Annotated in this window: 15 protein-coding genes and 2 pseudogenes; 6 read left to right on the top strand and 11 right to left on the bottom strand. The window is 68.9% G+C overall.

The features are described 5' to 3' along the window. Positions 1-136: 136 nt before the first annotated feature. The 3 genes and pseudogenes from ACWD02_RS04790 to ACWD02_RS04780 all read left to right on the top strand — a co-directional run. Positions 137-634 (top strand): DUF4383 domain-containing protein, encoded by a 498-nt coding sequence (locus ACWD02_RS04790; RefSeq protein WP_451204505.1) that lies wholly within the window; start codon positions 137-139, stop codon positions 632-634. A 201-nt stretch (positions 635-835) separates the two neighbouring features. After that, positions 836-1,651, top strand: coding sequence for an AfsA-related hotdog domain-containing protein (locus ACWD02_RS04785; protein WP_451204503.1), 816 nt, complete (start codon positions 836-838; stop codon positions 1,649-1,651). Between the two features lie 193 nt (positions 1,652-1,844). Next, positions 1,845-2,501: pseudogene (locus ACWD02_RS04780) on the top strand (hypothetical protein); the annotation flags it as partial. A 536-nt stretch (positions 2,502-3,037) separates the two neighbouring features. Here the strand turns inward: ACWD02_RS04780 and ACWD02_RS04775 are convergent. Next, positions 3,038-4,600, bottom strand: coding sequence for a molybdopterin-dependent oxidoreductase (locus ACWD02_RS04775; RefSeq protein WP_451204502.1), 1,563 nt, complete (start codon positions 4,598-4,600; stop codon positions 3,038-3,040). A 451-nt stretch (positions 4,601-5,051) separates the two neighbouring features. Between ACWD02_RS04775 and ACWD02_RS04770 the strand changes: the two genes are divergently transcribed. Continuing rightward, complete coding sequence (locus ACWD02_RS04770) at positions 5,052-5,633, top strand: fasciclin domain-containing protein (protein ID WP_451204500.1); 582 nt, start codon at positions 5,052-5,054, stop codon at positions 5,631-5,633. Between the two features lie 357 nt (positions 5,634-5,990). Here ACWD02_RS04770 and ACWD02_RS04765 read toward each other — a convergent pair. The 7 genes and pseudogenes from ACWD02_RS04765 to ACWD02_RS04735 all read right to left on the bottom strand — a co-directional run. Further along, positions 5,991-6,340: pseudogene (locus ACWD02_RS04765) on the bottom strand (transposase); the annotation flags it as partial. 221 nt (positions 6,341-6,561) lie between these two features. After that, on the bottom strand, positions 6,562-7,173 hold the full coding sequence (locus ACWD02_RS04760) for a dihydrofolate reductase family protein (RefSeq protein WP_451204498.1): 612 nt from the start codon (positions 7,171-7,173) through the stop codon (positions 6,562-6,564). Between the two features lie 483 nt (positions 7,174-7,656). Beyond that, positions 7,657-9,939, bottom strand: a complete 2,283-nt coding sequence (locus ACWD02_RS04755; protein WP_451204497.1) for a glycoside hydrolase family 3 C-terminal domain-containing protein — start codon at positions 9,937-9,939, stop codon at positions 7,657-7,659. A gap of 34 nt (positions 9,940-9,973) precedes the next feature. Beyond that, positions 9,974-11,473, bottom strand: coding sequence for a carboxylesterase/lipase family protein (locus ACWD02_RS04750; RefSeq protein WP_451204495.1), 1,500 nt, complete (start codon positions 11,471-11,473; stop codon positions 9,974-9,976). Positions 11,474-11,488: 15 nt separating this feature from the next. Beyond that, positions 11,489-12,586 (bottom strand): 5'/3'-nucleotidase SurE, encoded by a 1,098-nt coding sequence (gene surE / locus ACWD02_RS04745; RefSeq protein WP_451204493.1) that lies wholly within the window; start codon positions 12,584-12,586, stop codon positions 11,489-11,491. Positions 12,587-12,683: 97 nt separating this feature from the next. Beyond that, the gene (locus tag ACWD02_RS04740) at positions 12,684-14,459 is read right to left on the bottom strand and encodes a glycoside hydrolase family 3 protein (protein ID WP_451204491.1); all 1,776 of its coding nucleotides are present in this window, start codon (positions 14,457-14,459) and stop codon (positions 12,684-12,686) included. A 62-nt stretch (positions 14,460-14,521) separates the two neighbouring features. Further along, positions 14,522-15,787, bottom strand: a complete 1,266-nt coding sequence (locus tag ACWD02_RS04735; RefSeq protein WP_451204489.1) for an MFS transporter — start codon at positions 15,785-15,787, stop codon at positions 14,522-14,524. A gap of 291 nt (positions 15,788-16,078) precedes the next feature. Here ACWD02_RS04735 and ACWD02_RS04730 point away from each other — a divergent pair, with 291 nt between their 5' ends. Then, positions 16,079-16,765: a TetR/AcrR family transcriptional regulator gene (locus tag ACWD02_RS04730; protein WP_451204487.1), complete on the top strand. Its 687-nt coding sequence runs from the start codon at positions 16,079-16,081 to the stop codon at positions 16,763-16,765. A gap of 194 nt (positions 16,766-16,959) precedes the next feature. Here ACWD02_RS04730 and ACWD02_RS04725 read toward each other — a convergent pair whose 3' ends face one another. The 3 genes from ACWD02_RS04725 to ACWD02_RS04715 all read right to left on the bottom strand — a co-directional run bounded on the left by ACWD02_RS04725 (position 16,960) and on the right by ACWD02_RS04715 (position 19,977). Then, the gene (locus ACWD02_RS04725; protein WP_451204485.1) at positions 16,960-17,316 is read right to left on the bottom strand and encodes a hypothetical protein; all 357 of its coding nucleotides are present in this window, start codon (positions 17,314-17,316) and stop codon (positions 16,960-16,962) included. A 324-nt stretch (positions 17,317-17,640) separates the two neighbouring features. Further along, entirely contained in the window at positions 17,641-18,510 is an 870-nt protein-coding gene (locus ACWD02_RS04720; RefSeq protein WP_451204483.1) for a TrmB family transcriptional regulator, read from the bottom strand. A gap of 63 nt (positions 18,511-18,573) precedes the next feature. After that, positions 18,574-19,977 (bottom strand): MFS transporter, encoded by a 1,404-nt coding sequence (locus ACWD02_RS04715; protein ID WP_451204480.1) that lies wholly within the window; start codon positions 19,975-19,977, stop codon positions 18,574-18,576. Between the two features lie 156 nt (positions 19,978-20,133). On the opposite strand from ACWD02_RS04715, the gene ACWD02_RS04710 reads away from it, so the two are divergent. Further along, positions 20,134-20,976: an amidohydrolase family protein gene (locus ACWD02_RS04710; RefSeq protein WP_451204478.1), complete on the top strand. Its 843-nt coding sequence runs from the start codon at positions 20,134-20,136 to the stop codon at positions 20,974-20,976. The last annotated feature ends 10 nt before the right edge of the window (positions 20,977-20,986 follow it).

The following is a 20,986-nucleotide window of genomic DNA, read 5'->3' as shown; positions in this document are numbered from 1 at the left end:
GTGAGCGGAACGTCGACGTGGTACTTCGACGACAACAATCACGGGTGGGTCAGCGCCGCCCACGTCCAACCCACCGCAGGGCAGCCTCCGGACTGCTGACCCACATCACCACTTGGGGGGCAAGGAGGTCACCTCCATGACCACGGCCCACGCCCGACCGCGCCGGCTGCGGCACGTGAAGCTCGACGAGCATCTGCCCGTCGACCACCGCCTCAGTCAGATCTACCGCATTACCGCAGGACTCATGGGCCTGTTCCTGCTGGCATTTGGAATTCTCGGGCTCATCCACCGCATCGGCTTCTTCGACACCGGCAGCCACACAACGCTCGGCCTGAGCACCAACGGCGCCCTGAGCATCATCTCCATCGCCGTGAGTGCACTGCTGCTGGCGGCGTCTGTCCGCGGAGGCAACACAGCCTCCACCCTGACCACGCTGATCGGCATCGTCTTCCTCCTCGCAGGCTTCGCCAACCTGTTCACCCTGGGCAGCCGCTACAACCTCCTCAACTTCCGCATGCAAAACGTGCTGTTCAGCTTCGCCGTCGGACTGCTCCTGATGACCGGCGGCATGTACGGCAGGGTCAGCGGAACCCTCCCTCACGACAATCCCTACTGGCGCTCCCGCCACCAATGAGCCGCCTTCGGCCGCTCGCCACGGAATGTCGGGCCCGTCACGGGGCAGCACTCCATCCTTCGGCAGGAGAGTCCCATGCACAGTGTGGCGAGGGTTGCAGTGTCAACCCGCGAGCACCGGGAGGCCCTGCCCGAAGCCCCACGGCCGCCAGCCCCAGAGGCGTCAGGAACGCTGACGTGGCGCGCGCTTGGCCTGGATTCGATGGCGTCCCTGCTCATCGTGTCCCTGCGGCGACTTGGCAGCCGTAGCTTCACCGCTCAGTGCCAGTGGCCCCGTCTGCATCCGCTCAATGAGCGCTCGGTCGCCGTCTCGCACCATCCGCTGATCATGGCGGAGTCCACCCGCCAGCTCGCCCTCGCGCTGGAGCGCGGGTATCTGTCCGCAGCAGGGCTTGCCCCGCTCCAGCCCGTCACGGCAAGCCTTGGTCTGCGCCCTTGGTCCCAGCCAACGGAACACGGCAGTGCAACTGAGGTGACCGCCCGGGTGAACGTCAGCGACCTCGCCAGATACGCCGGCCCGCTCGCCGCCTTCCGCGTCACGGCGGAGTATCAGCACGCGGGAGTGCCGTTCGGGTCGTGCACCATGCAGGTGGCCCGTCCGGTGCCACTTGGCACCGGGGCGACGGTTGCAGAGCCGTTGCCTTCGCTCATGCACCCCCCGGCGGCTGCAGTGGGCGCGGCCGCCGACACCGATGTCCTGCTGGCGCGGGCGCCGCAGGGGCGCCTGGTCATCGTCCCGCGCGACCCCAGACATCCCATCCTGCTCGCCGGCCGTCCGGCCCAACTGCCCGTCCTGGCCCTGCTGGAAGCCGTGCGACAAGCGGCTTTGCTGTCCTCGGGCATGACCGCTGCGGGCGTGGCCGGGCTCAGCGTCGCGGTGCATGCACCGGTGCCGGCATGCGGGGCCCTGGTCGAGGTGGCATCGGAGCCCGCAGGGTCCCGCGTTCTCATCACTGCCGCTGGCCGGATCGCCGCTGTGGGCACGGTCTCGATACTGACGCCCCGGTCGGACGCCTGAGCGATCAGCGGAGGCAGGGAGCCGCCCAGAGCCTCAGTAGAGCGGGCGACACCGGAAGCCGAACCAGTCGAGCATCACGGGGTTCGACCAATCCACCCCAACGACCGCGACGAATTACCTACAAAGGGGCAAAGGCCCCACCATGAAGCCGGGTTCTCTGGCCGATAGTCGCCCCGGAAGGGGATGCATTTCGATGACCGTCAAGCGCTCAGCCCGTCTCACCGCCCTCGTGGCGCTGCCTGCGGCCTTCACCATCGCCCTGGCCGCCCCCGTCCTGGCCCACGACGGACATGACAGCAGCTCCCCCGCCCGGCATGGCCAGGACTACAAGGTCAGCCTGCAGCAGCTGAACAACTCCGGCGCCAGCGGCACCGCCCTGCTCAGCCTCCACGGACAGCAGCTCACCGTGACGATCAACGCCCAGGGCCTGGTCCCCGGCCAGCCGCACGCCCAGCACATCCACGGCTCCACCACGGGGCACAACTTCCACTGCCCCGATGCCAGCGCGGACAAGAACGGCGACGGCATCGTCACCACAGCCGAAGGGCTCCCCGCCTACGGAGACATCAACATCTCCCTGACCACCAAGGGCGACACCTCCAAGGCCAGTGGACTCGCAGTAGACCGGATGCCGCTCGCGGACAGATACGGCAACGTGTCCTACTCCCGCACCATCCCGGTCTCACAGGCCGTGGCCGACCACATCACCAACCTGCACGTCGTGCAGCACGGCATCGACCCCAACGGCAACGGTGTCTACGACTTCAGCAAGGGCAAGAGCGAACTCGACCCCAAGCTGCCCCAAGAAGCCACCGCCCCCGCCAGCTGCGGCATGCTCCACAACTCAGCCGGCATGAACCACAGCTGAAACTCGCCCCCGGCCAACAGATCGGGGAAGCACGACGCGGCCCAGCCCCGATGAGGAAGAGGTGGCTGGGCCCGTGCGGTTCTTCCCGCTCCCCGCAAAAGCTCCGGAAACGAGGGGCGGCGCCTTGCGGGATGCAACAAGGGAAGCGTTCTGCGCGGCGCCCGCGACTCGCGGCCGAGGCAGCGGGGCCCTGCTGGCGCACGTCGCCTCCGGCGTCGCTCTCGTTACCCAACCCGCCGGCCCCAGCGGCCCACCGTCCAACCCTTGATCGCAAAGGCCGGGTGGTTGAGAGACAACCACTCAAACCCTCGGCGGCGCTGTCCTACTGAGCGCTTGAGTCGCGTGTCCCCGTCAGCGGTCCATTCGTCGCCGGGCTCCAGAAGACCAAGCGTGAGTATCCGTCAGTGAAACATTCACTGCGCCATACCCGAAGTCCCTCACCGCCTCGTGAGCCCCTGCTCTGCTGGCCTTACGGTTGACCGGCAGGGAACCACTCCTGGAAACCGTAGAACGCTCTCTCAGTCGATGGTGACGACGACGGAGGGCCAGCCGCTGGCCCCGTCGGGGACGGTGCCGGTGCGCTTCTCGGTCTGTACCTCCCCGCCGCGTTCGGTGGCGCGGACGGTCAAGGTGTGACTTCCGGAAGTCGCCTCCCAGGGGTAGGACCACTGGCGCCAGGTATCGATGTTCGCTTCGGTGGCGAGCTCGGCGTTCTGCCAGGGGCCGTCATCGATACGGACCTGGACCCGGTCGATGCCGCGGTGCTGGGCCCAGGCCACCCCGGCGACCACCACCGTTCCGGCTTTGAGCCGGGCCAGCGGTTTGGGGGTGTCGATGCGGCTCTGGGTCTTGATCGGCGCCCTTTGGGCCCAGTCTCGCTTGACCCAGTAGGAGTCGTAGTCGTCGAACGTGGTGAGCTCGATGTCCTGGATCCACTTGCACGCCGAGACGTAACCGTAGAGACCGGGGACCAGCATCCGGACCGGAAAGCCGTGCGTGAAGGGCAGCGGCTGCCCGTTCATCCCCACGACCAGCATCGCGTCCCGGCCGTCCATGACAGTCTCCACGGGCGTGCCCAGCGTCATGCCGTCCACGGAACGAGCCACGAGCTGGTCGGCGGGGCCGCCTTTGGAGGGAGGGCGCACACCGGCTTCGGCGAGGATGTCGGCCAGCCGCGCGCCCAGCCACCGCGCGTTGCCCACGTAGGGGCCACCGACCTCGTTGGACACGCACGTCAGCGTGATGTCACGCTCGATCAGTTCACGTCGGAGGAGGTCGTCGAAGGTCAACGTGGTGGGGCGGGTGACACCCTTTCCATGGATACGCAGACGCCAGGTGTTCGCGTTGACTTTCGGCACCACCAAGGCGGTGTCGACACGGTAGAACGCTTTGTTCGATGTCGTGAACGAGCTGATGCCCGGAATCTTGAGCTGTGTGCCGGCCGGCAGGGCAGGTGCGGGTGAGACGGGAGCAGGCAGGCGCACTGCCTTGCGGGACTCGAGCGCTGCTTCCGCTGCGTTGCCATTGAGGTAACGTCCCAGCGCGCCCACGCCGATGGACGCAGCGCCGGCGGCGGCAGCGGTGACGACGAACCCCCGGCGGTCCCATCCGGGCCCTTGTTCCGGCGCTGCCCCCGTGCGGGCGGGCCGCGCGGACGCGGTCAGCCGTCCGATGAGGAAGTAGAGCAGTGCCGCGCCCACGACGGCACCGGCCACCGAAGGCAGTGCATCGGCGAACCCCGATGAGTCAGGCCGCGTCAGGGCAGCGGCCCCACCGATCACACCGAACAGCAGCACCCCCGCCGCCCCGACCCGCCGAAACCGCAACGCCACGACGCCCAGTACCAGGGCCAGCAACGCCAGCGTGCCAAGGATCCCCAGCTGCAGGACCAGCTTGTCGTCCTCGCCGAAGTGGCGGATCGCCCAGTCCTTGACAGGGGTAGGCGTGCGGTCGATAGCCGCTCCGCCCACCGCGATGATCGGCCCCGCCTCCGGACGAACCGCAGCGGACACCAGCTCCGCCACAGCCAGCGCCGAAAAACCCGCCAGCAGACCGCTCAACGCGCCCAGCGGCAACCGCACCCACAACTTGGGAGATGTCCTCACGCCTCGATTCGAACCCACAGCGTGTGCTCTTCCGGGGGCTGGTGGGCTGACGCGCCGTGACTCCCACTCGCATGCACCAGCCCTCACCTACTCTGAGCGCACCGCACCCCGGACCGAAGCAAGGTAATGAGCCGTCGGTGGCTCATAGCTTCAATCCCCGGGGATGCGGAAGCCGAAGCCACTCATGGCCTGGCCACACTCGCGGTCACTGACAGCACAGATGGGTGTTTGTGCTGGCCAAGGAGCTGCGCATGCGGGGCATGAGCAGCCTGGTTAGCCTGATAGGGCAGATCCTGGACCGGCTTGAGCAGCATGCTGCTGTCTTAGGGCCGACATCCGGGCACGGTGTGAGGCCCGCTGGCCCGCGCCCCCACATCTCCGGGCCCGACACCAGCGTCGGCCCGCCCCTCTCCGGGAGGAACCTCCCATGAACACCCTTGCTCTTTCCCGAGCGTCCATAGCAGCGGCTGCTGCCCTGACGCTCTCCCTGGGCATCATCGGCCCAGCCGCCAGCGCGGCACCCAGTATGGCCAACGAACCCTACGGGTCCGCATGTTCCTCGCTTCCCAAGGACGGTGCGGGCAGCGCCGCGGGCATGGCCGATGACCCCGTCGCCACGGCCGCCTCCAACAACCCGGAACTGTCCACGCTGGTGACGGCCGTGAAGAAGGCCGGCCTGGTCGACACCCTCAACAACGCCAAGAACATCACCGTCTTCGCGCCGACCAACGATGCCTTCAAGAAGATCCCCAAGGCGGACCTGGACAAACTGCTCGCCGACAAGGCCCAGTTGACGAAGGTCCTGACCTACCACGTCGTGGGCGAGAAGATCCCCACCGACAAACTCAAGGACGGCACGTTCAAGACGCTCGAGGGCAGCACTCTCACCACATCCGGGTCGGACATGAAGTACAAGGTGAACGACTCGGCCAACATCGTGTGCGGTGACGTGAAGACCTCCAACGCCACCGTGAACCTCATCGACACCGTCCTCATGCCCAAGAAGTAGGTCGGCAGCACCAGCGCAGCAGTGGAGGGGGCAGGCCCGGTACGGTTTGCTCCCCACTGCTGCGCCGCCACGTTTCATGCCCACAGCGGAGGAAACCGAAAAGTGGCCCGTGAAGATCTCTGCCCGCACTCCGGGCAGGCGGCCGAGCCTGCCGGATACCGCACGACGAGCCGGACCTCAGACCCCCCTAGGACGACCCTCTCGACCTCCACCCCCACACCGGGCAGAAGTACGTCAGCGACGCTCACCGCATCCATCACGCAACAGGTGATGTCCGCCCGTCCGTGATCAGGTGCACCCCCCCATCAGCGCTAGAGCTCACGAAGTGGACCAGAGCCGCTACTGCTCGATGAAGCCACCGGCAAGGTGGATCTTGCAAGTGAGGCCGCCCCGGGAGCGTTTGAGTCCCTCGTCGGGACGGACGGTGCTGCCGGGGCGTTGTTCTTTTCCCGGCGCCCGCGGGCGCTTCTTGCGGGTTCCGGCGGCGTGCTGGTGGGCCCGGCATGAGGTGAAGTCCACGCTCACCATCGACCGGTCGATGCGGCCCTCGACGTCGGCGTCGGCCGGGACGGCCGGGAAGAGGCTGTCCCAGGTGCCGTCTGCCGACCAGCGTCGGTGTCGCTCATATGCGGTCTTCCACCTGTCAAAACGTGCAGGGCAGATCCCGTGCAGTTCCGATATAAGACCCCGTTGTTGATCCTGCGATGGCGGCTTTCCCCACGTCTGTGAACTCTGCTATGAGATACCGGAGTTCACGATGAATGCGGTGGGGATGAGTCTGCAGGATCGCCAGCAGCGCGGACCGCGGAGCAGCACGGATAGTCGGCATCCTCGCGGCCTGTCGGATCCAGCTCGCTGCCAGGCACCCACCCCACCATCACGTCAGTCCGTCTCCCGTAGGACGAGCGCAGGAGCTCCAGAGACAACCTCAGGGGCGGCGGTAGCACAGGGCGACAGCGCCTGTCGTGGGGATGGTGGTGACGTGGGAAAGCCGCCATTTCGACGAGAGGCCGTCGGGCAGCAGGCGCACTCCTGCGCCCAGGGTCGTCGGGAGCACGGTCAGGAAGAGTTCGTCGATCAGGTCGGCCTTGAGGAGCGCCTTGATGATGCTGGCGCTGTTCAGGACCAGAATGTCGCGACCCGGCGCGGCCTTGAGGGAGCGCACCTCGGCTTCGAGGTCGCGGGAGACTCGGGCGTTGGCCCACTCCGTCTTGTCCAGGTCGGTTTGCTGCAGGGTGGTGGAGATGACCACCTTGTCGACGGTGGCGAGCCAGTTACCCAGATCGCGAGTCCGGGCCGAACTGGCCGGGTCGTTGGTCAGGCCGGGCCATACGGAGGTGAAACCCTCCCAGTTGACGCGGCCGACGACCGCCGTGCCTACCCCGCGCCAGATCCCCTCGTACAGGATTTCGCTCTGCTCGCTGGTGATGTGCTCCATGGCCCAGCTCATGTCGTCCTCGGGGCCTGTACTGGTGTACCCGTCCATCGAAACGACGGCGTCGGCAATGACCTTGCGCTGCTGTTCGGTGTTCGCAGGCATGGTGGGTTCCTTTCTGAGTGTTGACGTTCGCCCCATAGGACTCCTGGCACCGCCGGAACTCATCGCTTGGCGAACGTCGCCGGAACACTCTGCCCTCGCGCCTCGCACGCTTACAGTGGCGCGTGCAGCGCGTATGTCGGAGATGGGTGCCTGCGCATAGTTGCGCGCACCGACCGTCCCGCAGCGCGGAGAGCCGGTCAAGAGGACCGAGAACCTCGGGGCCAGCCCCCACACCACCGTACGGCCCGAAAGATCTCCGGCGCAGGACACTAGCGGTCTTCCAGGGCGTGGATACGCCATAGTTCTCATGCCTTCCGCGCCGATGTCGCCGAGCGCGATACCCCAACACCAACTGCACGGCCGCGCGGCCGGGAAGTAACCACGGCGCGGCGGCACAGCACACGACCCATACAGGAACGGTGCCAGCGCGGATTCTCGTACGGCCCCTCGGCGGCCGTACGAGAATCCGCCGCCCGGCAGGGGTCAGGAGGTCACATACTTCGCCACGACCTCCGCCACCTGCCCGTGTGTGACCGGGAACCCCGGGAAACGCGCCAGTCGGGACAGCGGGATCGCGCGCATCATCGGGCCGTTGCGGGGATCGTGGAGGACCGCCCCGAACCCCTCGGTTCCCAGCGCCGCGCGCAGCCAGGGACCTGCTTCGGGGTGGGCCAACCACTGTTCCGCCGTGGAGTCGGTGCGGAGCGGGATGGCGGGCGCGTCGCCCGTCAGCTCGACCGTCGCCTCCAGGCGGATGTCACGTGAGGACGCGCCGACGCGCAGGCCAAACTCGCCGCCCTCGACTGCCCATCGTCCGGCCCTCTCGTGCCAGTACGCGAAGGCCCGGCGCCCCAGCGTAAGCGTCACCGGCGCGCTGTGTCCCGGTTCGAGCGTGACTCTTGCGAACGCGCGCAGTTCCTGCTCCGGGCGGTGCACGGAGGCCTCGGGGTCGGTGACGTACAGCTGGACGGTCTCCGTGCCCACCCGGTCGCCGGTGTTGGTGATGGTCAAGGAGACCTCGACCTGTGGGTCCGCGCCGTCGGCCCGCACCGTGGCAGTCAGGTCGCGGTACGCGAACGTCGTGTAGGACAGACCGTGCCCGAACGGGTAGGCCACCGGCAGGCGGTGAGCGTCGTACCAGCGGTAGCCGATGTGCAGGCCCTCGGTATAGCGGACGGAGCCGAACTCGCCGGGGAACGCGCCCACCGTCGGGCCGTTCTCGTACCGGACCGGGAGGGTCTCGGCGAGCTTGCCCGACGGCGACGCCGCGCCGAGCAGCAGGTCCGCAACAGCCGAGCCGCCCGCCTGGCCGAGCAGCCAGGTCTCCAGGACGGCCGGCGCCCGGTCCTGCCAGGGCGCGAGCGTGACGACAGACCCGTTGGACAGCACCACGACGACCCGGGGGTTGGCATCCGCGACGGCGTGGAGCAGCTCGATCTGGTGCGCGGGCAGGTCCATGTGCGCGCGGTCGAACCCCTCACACTCGTACGACGGGGGCAGGCCGAGGAACAGCACGGCGACCTCGGCGCCGGCCGCCGCGCGCACGGCTTCTGCGACGAGTGCGGGGTCGGCCTGCTCGGACTCGATCACATAGCCCGGCGCGAAGGACACCTTGCGGCGCCCGTCGAGCGCGGCGCGCAGCGCGTCCAGGGCGTTGTCCAGCCGGGTGGGGCTCACCTGCGACGAGCCAGAGCCCTGGTAGCGGGGCGTACGGGCGAACTCGCCGATGACCGCGACGGTGCCACCGGAATCGGGGTCGAGGGGGAGCAACGCACCCTCATTCTTGAGCAGGACGGCACTCGCCGCGGCGGCCTCGCGGGCCAGGGCGTGGTGGGCGTCTGCATCGAAGGGGGCCCCCGCAGGCTCTGCGGCGAGTGTGGTCAGCGAACGGTCGACGAGGGTGAGCAGGCGCGTGACCGCCACGTCAACCTCGTCTTCGGTGAGTTCACCGGCCTCCAGAGCGTCGAGAATCGCGCCGCCGCCCGCACCGCCCGACGCGGGCATCTCCAGGTCGAGGCCCGCGGCGAGGGTCGCCGGGCGGTTGTCGACGCCGCCCCAGTCGGAGACCACCAGACCCTCGAAGCCCCATTCCCTGCGCAGGATCTCGGTGAGGAGCTTGCGGCTTTCGGCGGCGTACGTGCCGTTGACCTTGTTGTATGAGGACATGACGGTCCACGGCTGCGCCTTGGTGACGACCGCCTCGAAAGCCGGCAGGTAGATCTCGCGCAGAGTGCGCTCATCGATTTCGGCGGAGACCGTCATGCGGTCCGTCTCCTGGTTGTTCGCGGCGAAGTGCTTCAGGGACGCGCCCACTCCCTGACTCTGCAGGCCGCTCACCCAGGCCGCGCCGAGTTCCCCCGCGAGGAGGGGGTCCTCGGAGAAGTACTCGAAGTTGCGGCCGCACAGCGGGGAGCGCTTCATGTTGAGGCCGGGGCCGAGCAGTACGGAGACGCGCTCGGCCCGGCACTCGCGGCCGAGGGCCTTGCCGACGCGGCCGAGCAGTTCGACATCCCAACTGGACGCCAAGCCCGCGGCGGGCGGGAAGCAGGTGGCCGGGACACTGGCGAACAGGCCCAGGTGGTCACCGTTCTCCGGCTGCTTGCGCAGGCCGTGCGGCCCGTCCGACACCATCACGGACGCTATGCCGAGCCGATCGACGGGCTGGGTGCGCCAGAAGTCCGAACCGTCGAGGAGAGAGACCTTCTCCTCCTGGGTGAGTGCGGCGAGCAGGGCGGGAATGTCGAGGTGCTGGACATCGATGGTCATGCGGCAACTCCTGAGTGGAGAGGGGCGGTTCGGTCTAGGAATGACTGCTGCGGTGTCGCTGCGAAGGCCGGGCGGTCCAGGTCACCCGTACATGGCGCAGCGGGTCCTTCTCGACGCGGGGTGTGTCGCCCCACAGCATCGTTTCGCGGCCCGCCGGGCTGTAGCGGGGCCAGGATGGTCCTGGGTCCTGGTGGTGGATGAAGGCGACCCACGCGGCGTGCAGGGCGTCGGCCAGGTGCTGGGGCGGGTCCTCGCCGAGGGCCGCGGTGACGCCTTCGGCATCGAGGAGGTCGAACGCGAAGGGCAGATCCGCGCAGTGATATGCCGATCCCCTGAACTCCGGGGCGGTGCTGCCGCGGTCGAACTGGTAGAGCCAGGTGGGGCGTCCGCGTCGCGCGCGTGCTTCGGCAAGGGCGAGTGCGGGCGCGCGGAACGTCGTGTCGGTGACGGCCTGGCCCATCAGTGCGGCCGGATCGCCCGCGCGGTCGGCGTGCGTGTCGAGGAAGAGGCGGGTGCGCTGCGCGTCCAGGCCCAGGGTGGCGAGCATGCCGTGCAGGTCGGCCTCGGTGGCGCCGGGTGCGGGCAGGGCATTGAACTCGTGTGCCGTGAAGCCCGCCATCAGCGGGATATCCGCACCCGCGTCGCCGTCGACGAGCGCGTCCGGCACCGGCTGGTGGATCAACTCGCCGTCGGCGAAGGGCGCGAGGGTGAGCAACGGCAGCGTTCCACGATCGGCTCCCGGCGCGACGAGCGCGTCCTGGTGTGCGAGCAGTTCCCCGTCGGACAGGTCCCGGAGAGCGGCCGCTGTCGCAGGGACGCCGGTGCGTTTGGTGAACAGACGGCTGACGGCCGGGGCCGTTTCGCGGTCCTGAGGGTCCATCACCGCTCCGGACACGGAGATCGCCGCCCGGAACAGCCCCTGTGCAGCGGGCGTGGCGAGCAGAGTCTGCACGGCGCCGCCGCCCGCCGACTGGCCGGCGATCGTCACCTGATCCGGGTCACCGCCGAAGTGGGAGATGCTGTCGCGCACCCACTCGAGGGCGGTGATCCAGTCGCGTACGCCCCGGTTGTCGGGCGCGTCCGGCAGGTGCAGGAAGCCCTCGATGCCGAGCCGGTAGCCGAGCGAGACGAGGACGACGCCGTCCCGGTTGAAGGCGCGGCCGTCGTACCACGGGCTTGCCGCCGAGCCGGCGACGTAGCCGCCGCCGTGGATCCACACGAGGACCGGCAGACCTGAGGCCGGGGCCGGATCGGGGGTGAAGATGTTGAGGTTGAGCGTGGAGGTGCCCGGGATCGTCGGCTCCGGGATGGTGGTGACCTCGGCAAACGGCCTGCGCTGCGCTGTCGGCCCGTAGGAGGTGGCGTCCAGGACGTCGGCCCAGGCCCGCGGTGGTACGGGTGCGGCGAACCGGAGCTCGCCGACCGGCGGTTGGGCGTAGGGGATGCCGAGGAAGCGGGCGCCGGTGGGGCGGCGTTCGCCGCGCACCGGGCCGAGGGGTGTATGGACGGTGACGTGGGCTGATGTGTTGGGCACGGGGGACTCCAGGGGTCAGGAGCGCGGGGCATCGTGAGTGACGTAGTGCTTCAGCTCGGCCAGTTTCTTTCTCCCGCCGACGGTGACTCCGTACGTACGGTCGGCGGTAACAGGTGCGACGGTGATGTGGCCCTCTTCGAGGAGGGCGGTGGAGTCGGCGTCCTTGACGGTCTCGGTACACGGGTCGTCGGCGCCGTTCCTGCACACGCCCATGGCGATGCCGTAACTGTCGGCGCCGGTCCGCTGCTTGGCCTTGTAGGCGTGCCAGACGACCTGGCCGTGGCCGATGCTCGTCCACTTCGGCGGCTCGGGTCGCTGTCCCGCGCTCACGTCCGGATAGTCGACCTTCACCGCGAAGCGGTCAGTGAAAAGGTTCTTGCTGCGCATTCCGGCGAGGAAGCGGGCGGCGAAGCGGGCGTGCGCACGGTAGTTGGCGGCGGGGAAGCTGGTCTGGGAGGCGTCACCGGACGAGGAGAACGCGACTGCGGGCACACCCTGGTCGATGGCGGCGATCGCCGCGCCGACGGTGCCCGAGTCGTTGACCTGGGCGCTGACGTTGGGGCCGGAGTTGATGCCGGTGACTACCAGGTCAGGGCCGTCTTTCCAGCCCGCCTTCGCCGCGAGGCCGGTGCGCAGGGCGAACTTGACGGTGTCGGACGGGGAGGCGCTCGGGGTGTCCTTGCCGCAGGGGCTGTCCGACAGGCACACCCCGAACACGGGCGCGCCGGACGGGGTGCCGCCGCAGTCGGCCTCGTACCCGGCGGGCAGGGCGGTGCGCTCGGCGAGGGTAAGGGTGCCGCCGTTGGTGACGGACGTGCCCTTGCCGGACTGCACCTGCCAGGGCGCCATCGTGACGACATCGGCACCAGCCGCGCACAGGGCCTTGCGGATCTCGTACAGGCCGAGGCCGTCGGAGTGTGACGCGTCGGCGGCCTGCATGGAGTCGTCGTTGGAGAGCAGGACACGCAGGCCGGTGAGCGTCCGGGGGGCGGCCGCGGGCTTCTCGTGCTGTGCGCTGTCGTCGGTCTCGACCGCGGCGGCGACACCGAACGTGGTCAGGACGACACCAGCGGCACCGGTGGCCGCGAGGCGCGTGCGCAGGGGGGAAGGCATGCGGGGATTCCTTTGCTTGCGGGTGGGGCCGGGGGCGGAGCCAGCGGGGCAGGGTCGGTTGCTCAGCCCCCGGGGACTGGGTGGTGGGGTCGGTCGTTCAGAGGTCCAGGCCGGCCCCGTAGGGGAAGAGCGGGTCTGCGGTGTCGTGCGGAACGTCGGGGCGGGAGGCATCGACTGCGGCCATGGAACGGGGCAGTTCGAACGGCAGCCGCCCCTGCGCCTGTGCGCGGCCGAAGGCCACGTCGAGCAGGGCCTCGTCGCTCGCGCCGAAGTCGGCGAGGAGCGCGGCGGCCCGCTCGGCGATCTCGGGTACGACGGCGGCGCGTTCGAGGTTCAGGAACACCACCGTCGGCACCGTGTCGAGCAGCTTCAGGATCGGGTCGAGCTCTTCCGCGGTGAAGTCGAGGCGACCGGAGTGGAACAGCGACTCGAAGCGGTTCTCCCGCTGCTCGTAAGGGGTGTGCAGCCGCAGAACGGCGAGGTCGGCGTCGGCCGGGTCGACGACCACGTCTCCATAGGCGCGGGCGGCGACAGCACCCACCCCCTCGACATACAGCTTCGGGCGCTCAACCGCAACGGGAAGGATGTCGTCCCGGTTGACGAGGACGGTGAGCGAGCGTCGCTGAGCGGCATCGCCGGCGGCGCGGAACTCGCTGTTGCCGACGATCTCCTCGGCCAGATCCGGGTCCACGTAGGGGCGGTCGAAGAGGCCGAGGACGAACTTCTCGCGCAGCAGTCGGCGTACGGACACGTCGATGCGGTCCTCGCTGATCCGTCCGGAGCGGACCAGTTCGACCACGACCTCGGGGCAGGCCTCGCCGCCGAACTGGTCGATGCCCGCGTCGAGGGCTTTGGCCGCACGCTTGCAGACCGTGAGGTGCTCCACGCCCCAGGCGCGGGCCCGGTGCAGCTCGCCGAGGACGTGCGCGTCGTTGAGCAGGCCCCAGTCGGTGCAGATGATGCCGTCGAAGCCGAGCTCCTCCCGCAACAGGTTCGTGATCACACCTTTGTTGAAGCCGAAGCCGACCTCCTCCCAGTCGGTGCCGATCGGCTGCCCGTAGTACGGCATCATCTGCGAAGCCCCGGCGGCGATGGCGGCTCTGAACGGCTCCAAGTGCAGTTCGCGCAGGCCGCCGGGGTAGATCTGCTCCTTGCCGTGCGGGAAGTGGGGGTCCTCGCCGTCCTTTTGCGGGCCGCCTCCGGGGAAGTGCTTGACCATGGTGGCCACGCTGTCCGGCCCGAGCCCGTCGCCCTGGAAGCCGCGGATGTACGCCTGGACCAGCTCGCTCGTCAGTTTGGCATCAGCGCCGAACGTGCCCGCCTGACGCGACCAGCGCGGCTCGGTCGCGAGGTCGACCTGCGGGTGCAGGGCGACGCGCAGGCCCACGGCTAGGTACTCGCGCCGGGCGATGTCGGCGAAGCGGTGGACGAGTTCGGGGTCGCGGGTGGCCGCCAGACCGGTCGGCTCGGGCCACGCCGAGAACGCCCCGGCGTTCATGGATGCCCCGATGTTGGCCGTGAACGAGTGGCGCGGGTCGGTCGACACCGTGACCGGTATGCCCAGCCGGGTGCCGGCCGCCAGCTCCTGGACGGCGTTGTGCCATTGAGCCAGCTGCCGGGGCCGGGCCGAGCCGAGCAGGTTGGCGTGGCTGAGCAGCTTCGTACCGATCGCACCGCTGGTGTCGGTGGGCGCGAACGCCTCGTCACCGGCCTCGACGAGACTGCCGTCCGGGTGCACCGCCAGCATGGTGTGAAACAGCAGCCCGGCCTTCTCCTCCAGGGTCATACGGGCGAGAAGGTCCACGACGCGCCCCTCCACGGGGAGGGAGGCGTCCTGGTAGGGATGGCCGTCGTTGCGGGGGGCGGGAGGCATGCACAACTCCTCGGAGAGTGGGGTGATGTGGGGAGAGGCTGATCGGCGGTGGCGAGGACGGCTCAGCGGACGCCGCGGATCAGGGCGACGGAGAGCGCACCCAGGACGGTGATCACGGCGCCGACGACGAACAGCGCGCCGTAGCCGCCGAGCGTGCCGACGACCAGGGAGGCCATGAACGGGGCGATGATCTGCGGCCCCGCGTTGGCGATGTTGAGAACTCCCATGTCGCGGGCCGCGTCGTCCGTGTTGGGCAGGACGAGGGTGACCAGGGCGGTGTCCACGGCCATGAAGCAGCCGAAGGACAGCCCGGCCAGCACGCTGAAGACGAGCATGCTCGTCCACGTAGGGCTGACGACCGGAATCAACATGCCGAGCGCCGTGAACACACAGGAGATCGCGATGAACGGCTTACGGCGGCCGATGCGGTCGGACAGGACGCCACCGATCACCGTCGAGACCAGCATGCAGAGGGAGTTGACGGGGGAGATGATCGCGACGGCGCCGGTGGGGGAGAGACCGCCGGGCAGCTCGATGTGGTCCTGCAGGATGTACAGCTGGTAGAGGATGACCGCGAAGTAGCCGAGCATCATCAGGAACCTGCCGATGAACGCCCAGCGGAAGTCGGCCGCCTTGAGCGCGGAACCGAACGCCGCGAGCTGGCGCCCGAGCGGAACCGTCTCGATGGCCGGCAGCTTCTGCTCGTGTACGAGCGACGTGAACAGCACGGCCACGAGCGCGATGACCGTGCCCAGCACGAGATAGCCCGTCTGCACGTCCTTCGGCACGAACGACGACGCGACCGTGACCCCGACGATCGTGCCGACCGGCACACCGACACCGACCATGGCGGAGGCGAGACCGCGGCGCTCCTGGGGAACCCGGTCCGGCACGACAGCCGTGATCGCGGCCTGGTAGACGTTCATCATCGCCTGTACCAGACACCAGCCGATAGTCACCAACAGGATGCTGCGCACGGCGCCCAGCAGCGCGAGCGCGCCGAGGGCGGCTATCCCACCGCCCAAAATCCAGGGATTGCGCCGCCGCGAGCGGTCCGAGAGCAGTCCTGCCAGCGGATTGAACAGTGTCGCGAAGACGGCGGCGATCCCGGAGACCAGCCCCAAATTGGCGACCTTGCCCGCCGGGTCGAGCGCTTCCACCTGCACGGGCAGCAGCACCTGACCCACGCCCATGTAGACCATGTACATCGCCGTATTGCCGACAGCGAGCAGCCACAGGAGGCGGCCCATCGCGACGGCGGCGCGTGGCCGCGGCTCCGCTTCGGGGGCGGGGGACATGTGCTTGGTCTCGGATCTGGAAGTGCTCATGGCCAAACTCCTCGGGGCGGCGGCTCTCACCGGCGGGCAGGCGGAACGAACGGGTGAGGGGGACGGGGAGGCGCCGTCGGCGACAGAAGGTGGACGGCGGTTACGGGGAAAACGCGCGCGGCACGGGCTGATCAGCGCCGGTGCGTCGCGGACCCACGACGAGGGCGGCCCTTCCCACGCCGTGTCGGCGCGCATAGGCAACCACGAAACCCGAGTAGGTAGTAGGTTTTCAAAATGTGGTGTGCGTCACTCAATAGTCCTCGGTGGTCTCGCTTGGCTACTGTGACCTGCATGGAGCGCACGAACAGCCGCCGCAGCCCGACCAGCCCCAACCGGAACACGGCCAAGGCGCGCGGCACCTATGCGGTCGGCGACGAGCGGCGCCGCCGCATCCTCGACACGGCCGTCGAGCACTTCGCTCAGTGGGGCTTCCATGCGTCCTCACTGGCCCGCATCGCGAAGGACGTCGGCGTCACCCAGGGCGGTCTGCTCCACCACTTCCGCAGCAAGGAGGACCTGCTCGTCTCCGTCCTCGAACGCAGCGAGGAACAGGACATCGAGGAGTTCTTCGCCGCGGAGTTCGCCTCGGCGGCGGACGCCTTCCGGCGCCTGATCGCCCTCGCCGACTACAACAGCCGCCGCCCCGGCCGCACCAAGATGTTCAACGTCCTGGTCGGCGAATCCTCCGAACCCGGCCACCCCGCCCGCGCCTTCTTCTCCCGCCGCTACGACCGCGTCATCGCCCAACTCGCCGCCACGCTCAGCGAATCGGTCGAAGCCGGAGAACTCCTCGCGAATGCGCCGTGCGACGCGACGGCCTGCGAGGTCTTCGCCGTCATGGACGGCATCCAGCTCCAGTGGGCCCTCGCACCGGACGACGTCGACATGGCCGAGCGTCTGCGCGCCTATCTGGACCGCCTGTACGCGTCGATCTCCGTCGCCGGCACGCCCCTGCCAACGGCGGCGAAGCCCGACTGACGCGCCCGTTGCTCGGCTGAGTGAGGGGGCGGCCGCAGGCCGTGCAGGTGCCGGTCCAACACCGGCGCAGGGGCTGGGCGGCGGTACGAGGGGCCACCTGGAGGGGTCGGCGGCGCCAGGCGCGGGCTTCGAAGTGGTCCAGGCCCAGGCCGTGTTTGAGTTCGCCGAAGCCGAACTCGCGAATACAGTGAGAACTACTGAGACTGAATGGGACTGGCTAGGTTCAATCCATGATCGGGTACCTGCTCTTCGCTGCGGGCCACACTGCATCCATGACGAGCTTTCAGCAGCGGAAAGCAATAGATGACGTGCATGAGCGGTACGTCGCCGAGCAACTCACCGAGCGAAGGTGAGACGTCGGCTTCTGGGGGCAAGGGCAGCCGAGCCGCGCGCTCCAATGCGCGCTCCGGAAGACCGACAGTTGCATTCGCTGGTTCCCGGATCTCCTTGCGGCGAAGGTCCATGACCTCGTACTGATCGACTGCAAGGCCGGCAGGACCAGCAGGCGAACAGGCCGGTATGCCGTCGAACGCGCTGCCGTGCTGGCGCATTTGCACCTCGTTGCCTGGACTCAGCTCCCGGTCTTCTGCGAGTTCGATGGTCTCGATGCGTGGTCGCCGTACGACGTGCTCGTCGCAGGACAGAAGGGGCCACACAGTATTGCGGGATGAGGCGCCCCGTCCTTTCCGATCGCCACCCAGGGAGCCCGCCGCTTCGACGACCTGTTCGGCACGCCGCACGCCGCCCAGTTGGGTATTGCCTCGTAGCCCTGGTAGCGATGAGCACCTCCCGCGCCTGCTGGTCAACCGGGCGCTCGTCGTCCGCCCCGGACAACCGGCGACTGCCGCAGGGTCCGCCGAACGCCTGAACCGCTATTACGCGGTTCGGCCTGGCGCCTTCTTGCCGGCTCGAGCCGTGGGCGTGGCAGATTGGTCCTCGCTGATTCCAGTCATCCCGGCCAACCCTGGGCCGTACTGCTCGACCAGTGGGCCGCTGAGGTCGGTGTAGATCTGCTGGACGTACATGTCGTGGCGGACGTATCCCTTGACCAGGGCGGCGAACAGCGGGTCGTTGACCCACATGCAGTCCCAGTCCTTGCCGCCGGGTGCCAGAGCCCACAGGGCCGCCGCGCCGTCGGCCACGGCAGCCAAGTGCCGGGCCTGGTGGTGGCGGTAGACGACCCCTTCGGTGCTGGCGTGGCGGAGTGTGCGGCCCGGCAGTTCGAAGGGCGGGGTGCCGAAGCAGAGCACGTCGAAGGTGACGCCGCGTTCGGCCGCGGCGAGCGCCTCATCGCCGAGTGCTTCCAGTTCCTCGGAGCGGCCCGAGAGATAGACGTGCCGTTCGGCGTCCGCGAGGATGGTGCGGGCTCGCCTGACGATGGAGGCGCGGTCGTTCATGGACCGCAGCGGCCTGATCTGCTCGGTCCGGTCCTCGGCGACGAACCGGTTGAGCTCATAGCGGGCGTCCGAGACCCGCCGTCGGAAGTCGGTCTCCAGGTGTCCGAGCAACTGGTCGGCCGCCACGGCGACGAACCGGGCCGGGGAATCGCCGGTCTTGACCACGGCGCCGCGCGCGGTGAGCCGCCGGAGGGTCTCGTACACCTTGGGCTGCGGGATGCCGGTCACGTTGGACAACGCGTACCCCGTCAGGGGTTCTTGGCCCAGCAGCCCCACGTACGCTCGCGCGTCGTACTGGGAGAAGCCCAACTCCACCAGCCGGGCCGCGGTCTCGTCCGCCGTACTCATGGTCCGCGCTCCCGTCAGCCAGCCTTCGCAGGGTCACTACCGAAAGAGTGAGTGTATCGGCGGCTAGGAGGCCAGGGTCTCCAGTTTCCGCCGGGCGGTTTCAGGCCCGAACGCCCAGAAGACCACCAGACCCACGACCAGGGTGGTGAAGAACATGAGATACAGGGCGGCCATGCCGCCGTCGCCGTCGAGGACCCAGCCGATCACCGCAGGGGCCAGGACCGCCCCCACGTTGCGGAAGCTGCTGGCGGCCATGGTGCCCCACGCGCGCATCCGGGTCGGGTACAGCTCGCCGGTGTACATGAAGACGATCGGCGCGACCGCGTTCACGCCCAGCAGGACGGGGACGGCGAGGGCAATGAGGCCGACCGGGGACGGGGTCTGCCCGGACCAGGTGGCGACCGCGCCGATCGCCGCTCCCAGTACGGAGACCGAGTAGCCGAGCGTGATCCAGAACCTGCGCCCCAGCCGGTCCACGGTCAGCGCGATGGTCACCACCAGCGCCACGTTGACGGCCTGGAGTCCCGCGCTGGCCAGGGACGCGGTCGCGGGGTGCATGCCGCCCTCGTTGACCAGCAGGCTCGGCAGCCAGGTGGTGAGGCCCCAGAGGGTGAAGTAGGTGGTGAACCAGACGGTCCAGATCATCACGGTGCGCCTGAGGTACTGCGCGGAGAAGATCTCCGCCAGTCGCGTAGCCCGCGTGTCGGGCGCGATCGGCGCCTCGGCGGGCTCCAGTTGGCGTCCCTTGCGCAGCGTCTCTGCCTCCATGGCGGCCACCAGTATCTCCGCCTCCGCGGTCCGGCCCCGGGAGGTGAGGAAGCGCGGGGACTCCACCAGCCGGGGGCGTGCCCAGAGCGCGACGAGCAGGGGGATCGCTCCCAGGGCGAGCATGGTGCGCCAGGTGGCCTCGTCGTGCAGCAGGCCGAACAGGGCCGCCGCGATGAGGGACGCGGCCATGTTGCCCAGGGTGAAGCTGGTCTCGTAGAGCATCACCGAGCGGCCGCGGGCGCGTCCTCGTACGAGTTCGTTGAACAGCGCGGCGGCCACCGGTACTTCGGCCCCGAGGCCGATCCCTTGCACCAGGCGGAAGAGGCCCAGGCTCAGGCCGCTCCACGCGCTCGCGGCCAGCAGGGCGGCCACCCCGAACAGGGCCATGGAGGCGAGGAACACCGGGCGGCGGCCGTAGCGCTCGCTGGCCCAGCCGAGGCCGAGCGCGCCCGCGATCTGACCGACGTAGCCGGCGCTGATGAGCAGGCCGGCGTCGCCGAGGCCGATGTGCATCGTCGAGGTGACCGCGGTGAGTGTGACCGCCAGCGCGACGGTGTCGAAGGAGTCGAAGAACGTTCCCGTCCCCAGGATCTGAAAGGCCCTGCGGTGGGCGCTGGTGAACGGCAACCGCTCCCACCTGGCGAGGAGTTCACCCCCGCGCGTACTGGTGTCATCGGATCGTGGCGGTGCCTCGGTCATTGCGCCTCCCATGAACAATCGCCCCAGCGAAGGTCTAGTCACTACTGCAGTAGGTAGTACACACTGAGGCGAGCCAGGCCCCGCTGTACAGAGGTCTGCGCGGATGAAACGTGAGGGAGCGACTCGCTCCCGGCACAGGCGGAAAGAGGGGCGCGGATGAGAAGGATCGACCTGCATTGCTATCCGGGGACTGCCGAGTGGATCGCCTCCCAGCAGCCCTTCCCGGCAGCGCTCGCCGAGTACTGGAACAAGCCCTGGGAACCACGCGCCGAGGAAGAGGTAGTGGCCGACCTGGACAAGCACGGCATCGAAGCGGTGCTGGTTGCCTTCGACATCGAGACCGTCACCGGCGCCCCGCCCTGCGGCAATGACTATGTGGCCGCTCTGCGCGACCGGCACCCGGACACCTTCCTCGGTGCCTGGGGTGCCGTCGACCCGCTGCGCGGGGAACAAGCCATCGCCGACGCCGAGACGGCGGTGCGCGAACACGGCGTGCTCGGCTTCCACTTCCACCCGATCATGGGGCGCTACGCGGTGGACGACCAGCAGCTCTACCCCCTGTTCGAGGCGATCACCGCCTTGGGCGTACCGGTGATGATCGACGTGGGGACCACGGGCATGGGCGCGGGCATGCCCGGCGGCATGGGCGCCCGCATCCGCCACGCCCACCCCCGGGCGGTGGACGAACTGGCCGCCGATTTCCCGGAGCTGACGATCATCGCCGCGCATCCGGGCTGGCCCTGGATCGAGGAGATGACCGCGGTGGCCCTGCACAAGGGCAACGTCTACTGGGAGATGTCGGGCTGGGCGCCGAAGCACTTTCCGCAGCAGCTGCGCACCGACATCCGCGCCCGGCTGCGGGACAAGGTCATGTTCGGCACCGACCACCCGAGCCTGCCGTTCGAGCGGCTCCTGCGCGAATGGGACGAGCTGGGCTACACGGAGGCCGTCATGCACCAGGTGTTCCACGGCAACGCAGAACGGCTCCTTGGCCTGTAGGGCCCCAGGC

Source organism: Streptomyces sp. NPDC002853 (genome assembly GCF_053591915.1).
This window is presented reverse-complemented; position numbering and strand designations above follow the sequence as displayed.

Bases quoted from the DNA above. Each gene is read 5' to 3' on its own strand.
- ACWD02_RS04710 (WP_451204478.1), top strand. From the start codon at position 20,134: ATGAGAAGGATCGACCTGCATTGCTATCCGGGGACTGCCGAGTGGATC.
- ACWD02_RS04720 (WP_451204483.1), bottom strand. From the start codon at position 18,510: ATGAGTACGGCGGACGAGACCGCGGCCCGGCTGGTGGAGTTGGGCTTC.
- ACWD02_RS04725 (WP_451204485.1), bottom strand. From the start codon at position 17,316: ATGCGCCAGCACGGCAGCGCGTTCGACGGCATACCGGCCTGTTCGCCT.
- surE (WP_451204493.1), bottom strand. From the start codon at position 12,586: ATGCCTTCCCCCCTGCGCACGCGCCTCGCGGCCACCGGTGCCGCTGGT.
- ACWD02_RS04735 (WP_451204489.1), bottom strand. From the start codon at position 15,787: ATGAGCACTTCCAGATCCGAGACCAAGCACATGTCCCCCGCCCCCGAA.
- ACWD02_RS04790 (WP_451204505.1), top strand. From the start codon at position 137: ATGACCACGGCCCACGCCCGACCGCGCCGGCTGCGGCACGTGAAGCTC.
- ACWD02_RS04715 (WP_451204480.1), bottom strand. From the start codon at position 19,977: ATGACCGAGGCACCGCCACGATCCGATGACACCAGTACGCGCGGGGGT.
- ACWD02_RS04770 (WP_451204500.1), top strand. From the start codon at position 5,052: ATGAACACCCTTGCTCTTTCCCGAGCGTCCATAGCAGCGGCTGCTGCC.
- ACWD02_RS04730 (WP_451204487.1), top strand. From the start codon at position 16,079: ATGGAGCGCACGAACAGCCGCCGCAGCCCGACCAGCCCCAACCGGAAC.
- ACWD02_RS04785 (WP_451204503.1), top strand. From the start codon at position 836: ATGGCGTCCCTGCTCATCGTGTCCCTGCGGCGACTTGGCAGCCGTAGC.
- ACWD02_RS04760 (WP_451204498.1), bottom strand. From the start codon at position 7,173: ATGCCTGCGAACACCGAACAGCAGCGCAAGGTCATTGCCGACGCCGTC.
- ACWD02_RS04740 (WP_451204491.1), bottom strand. From the start codon at position 14,459: ATGCCTCCCGCCCCCCGCAACGACGGCCATCCCTACCAGGACGCCTCC.
- ACWD02_RS04755 (WP_451204497.1), bottom strand. From the start codon at position 9,939: ATGACCATCGATGTCCAGCACCTCGACATTCCCGCCCTGCTCGCCGCA.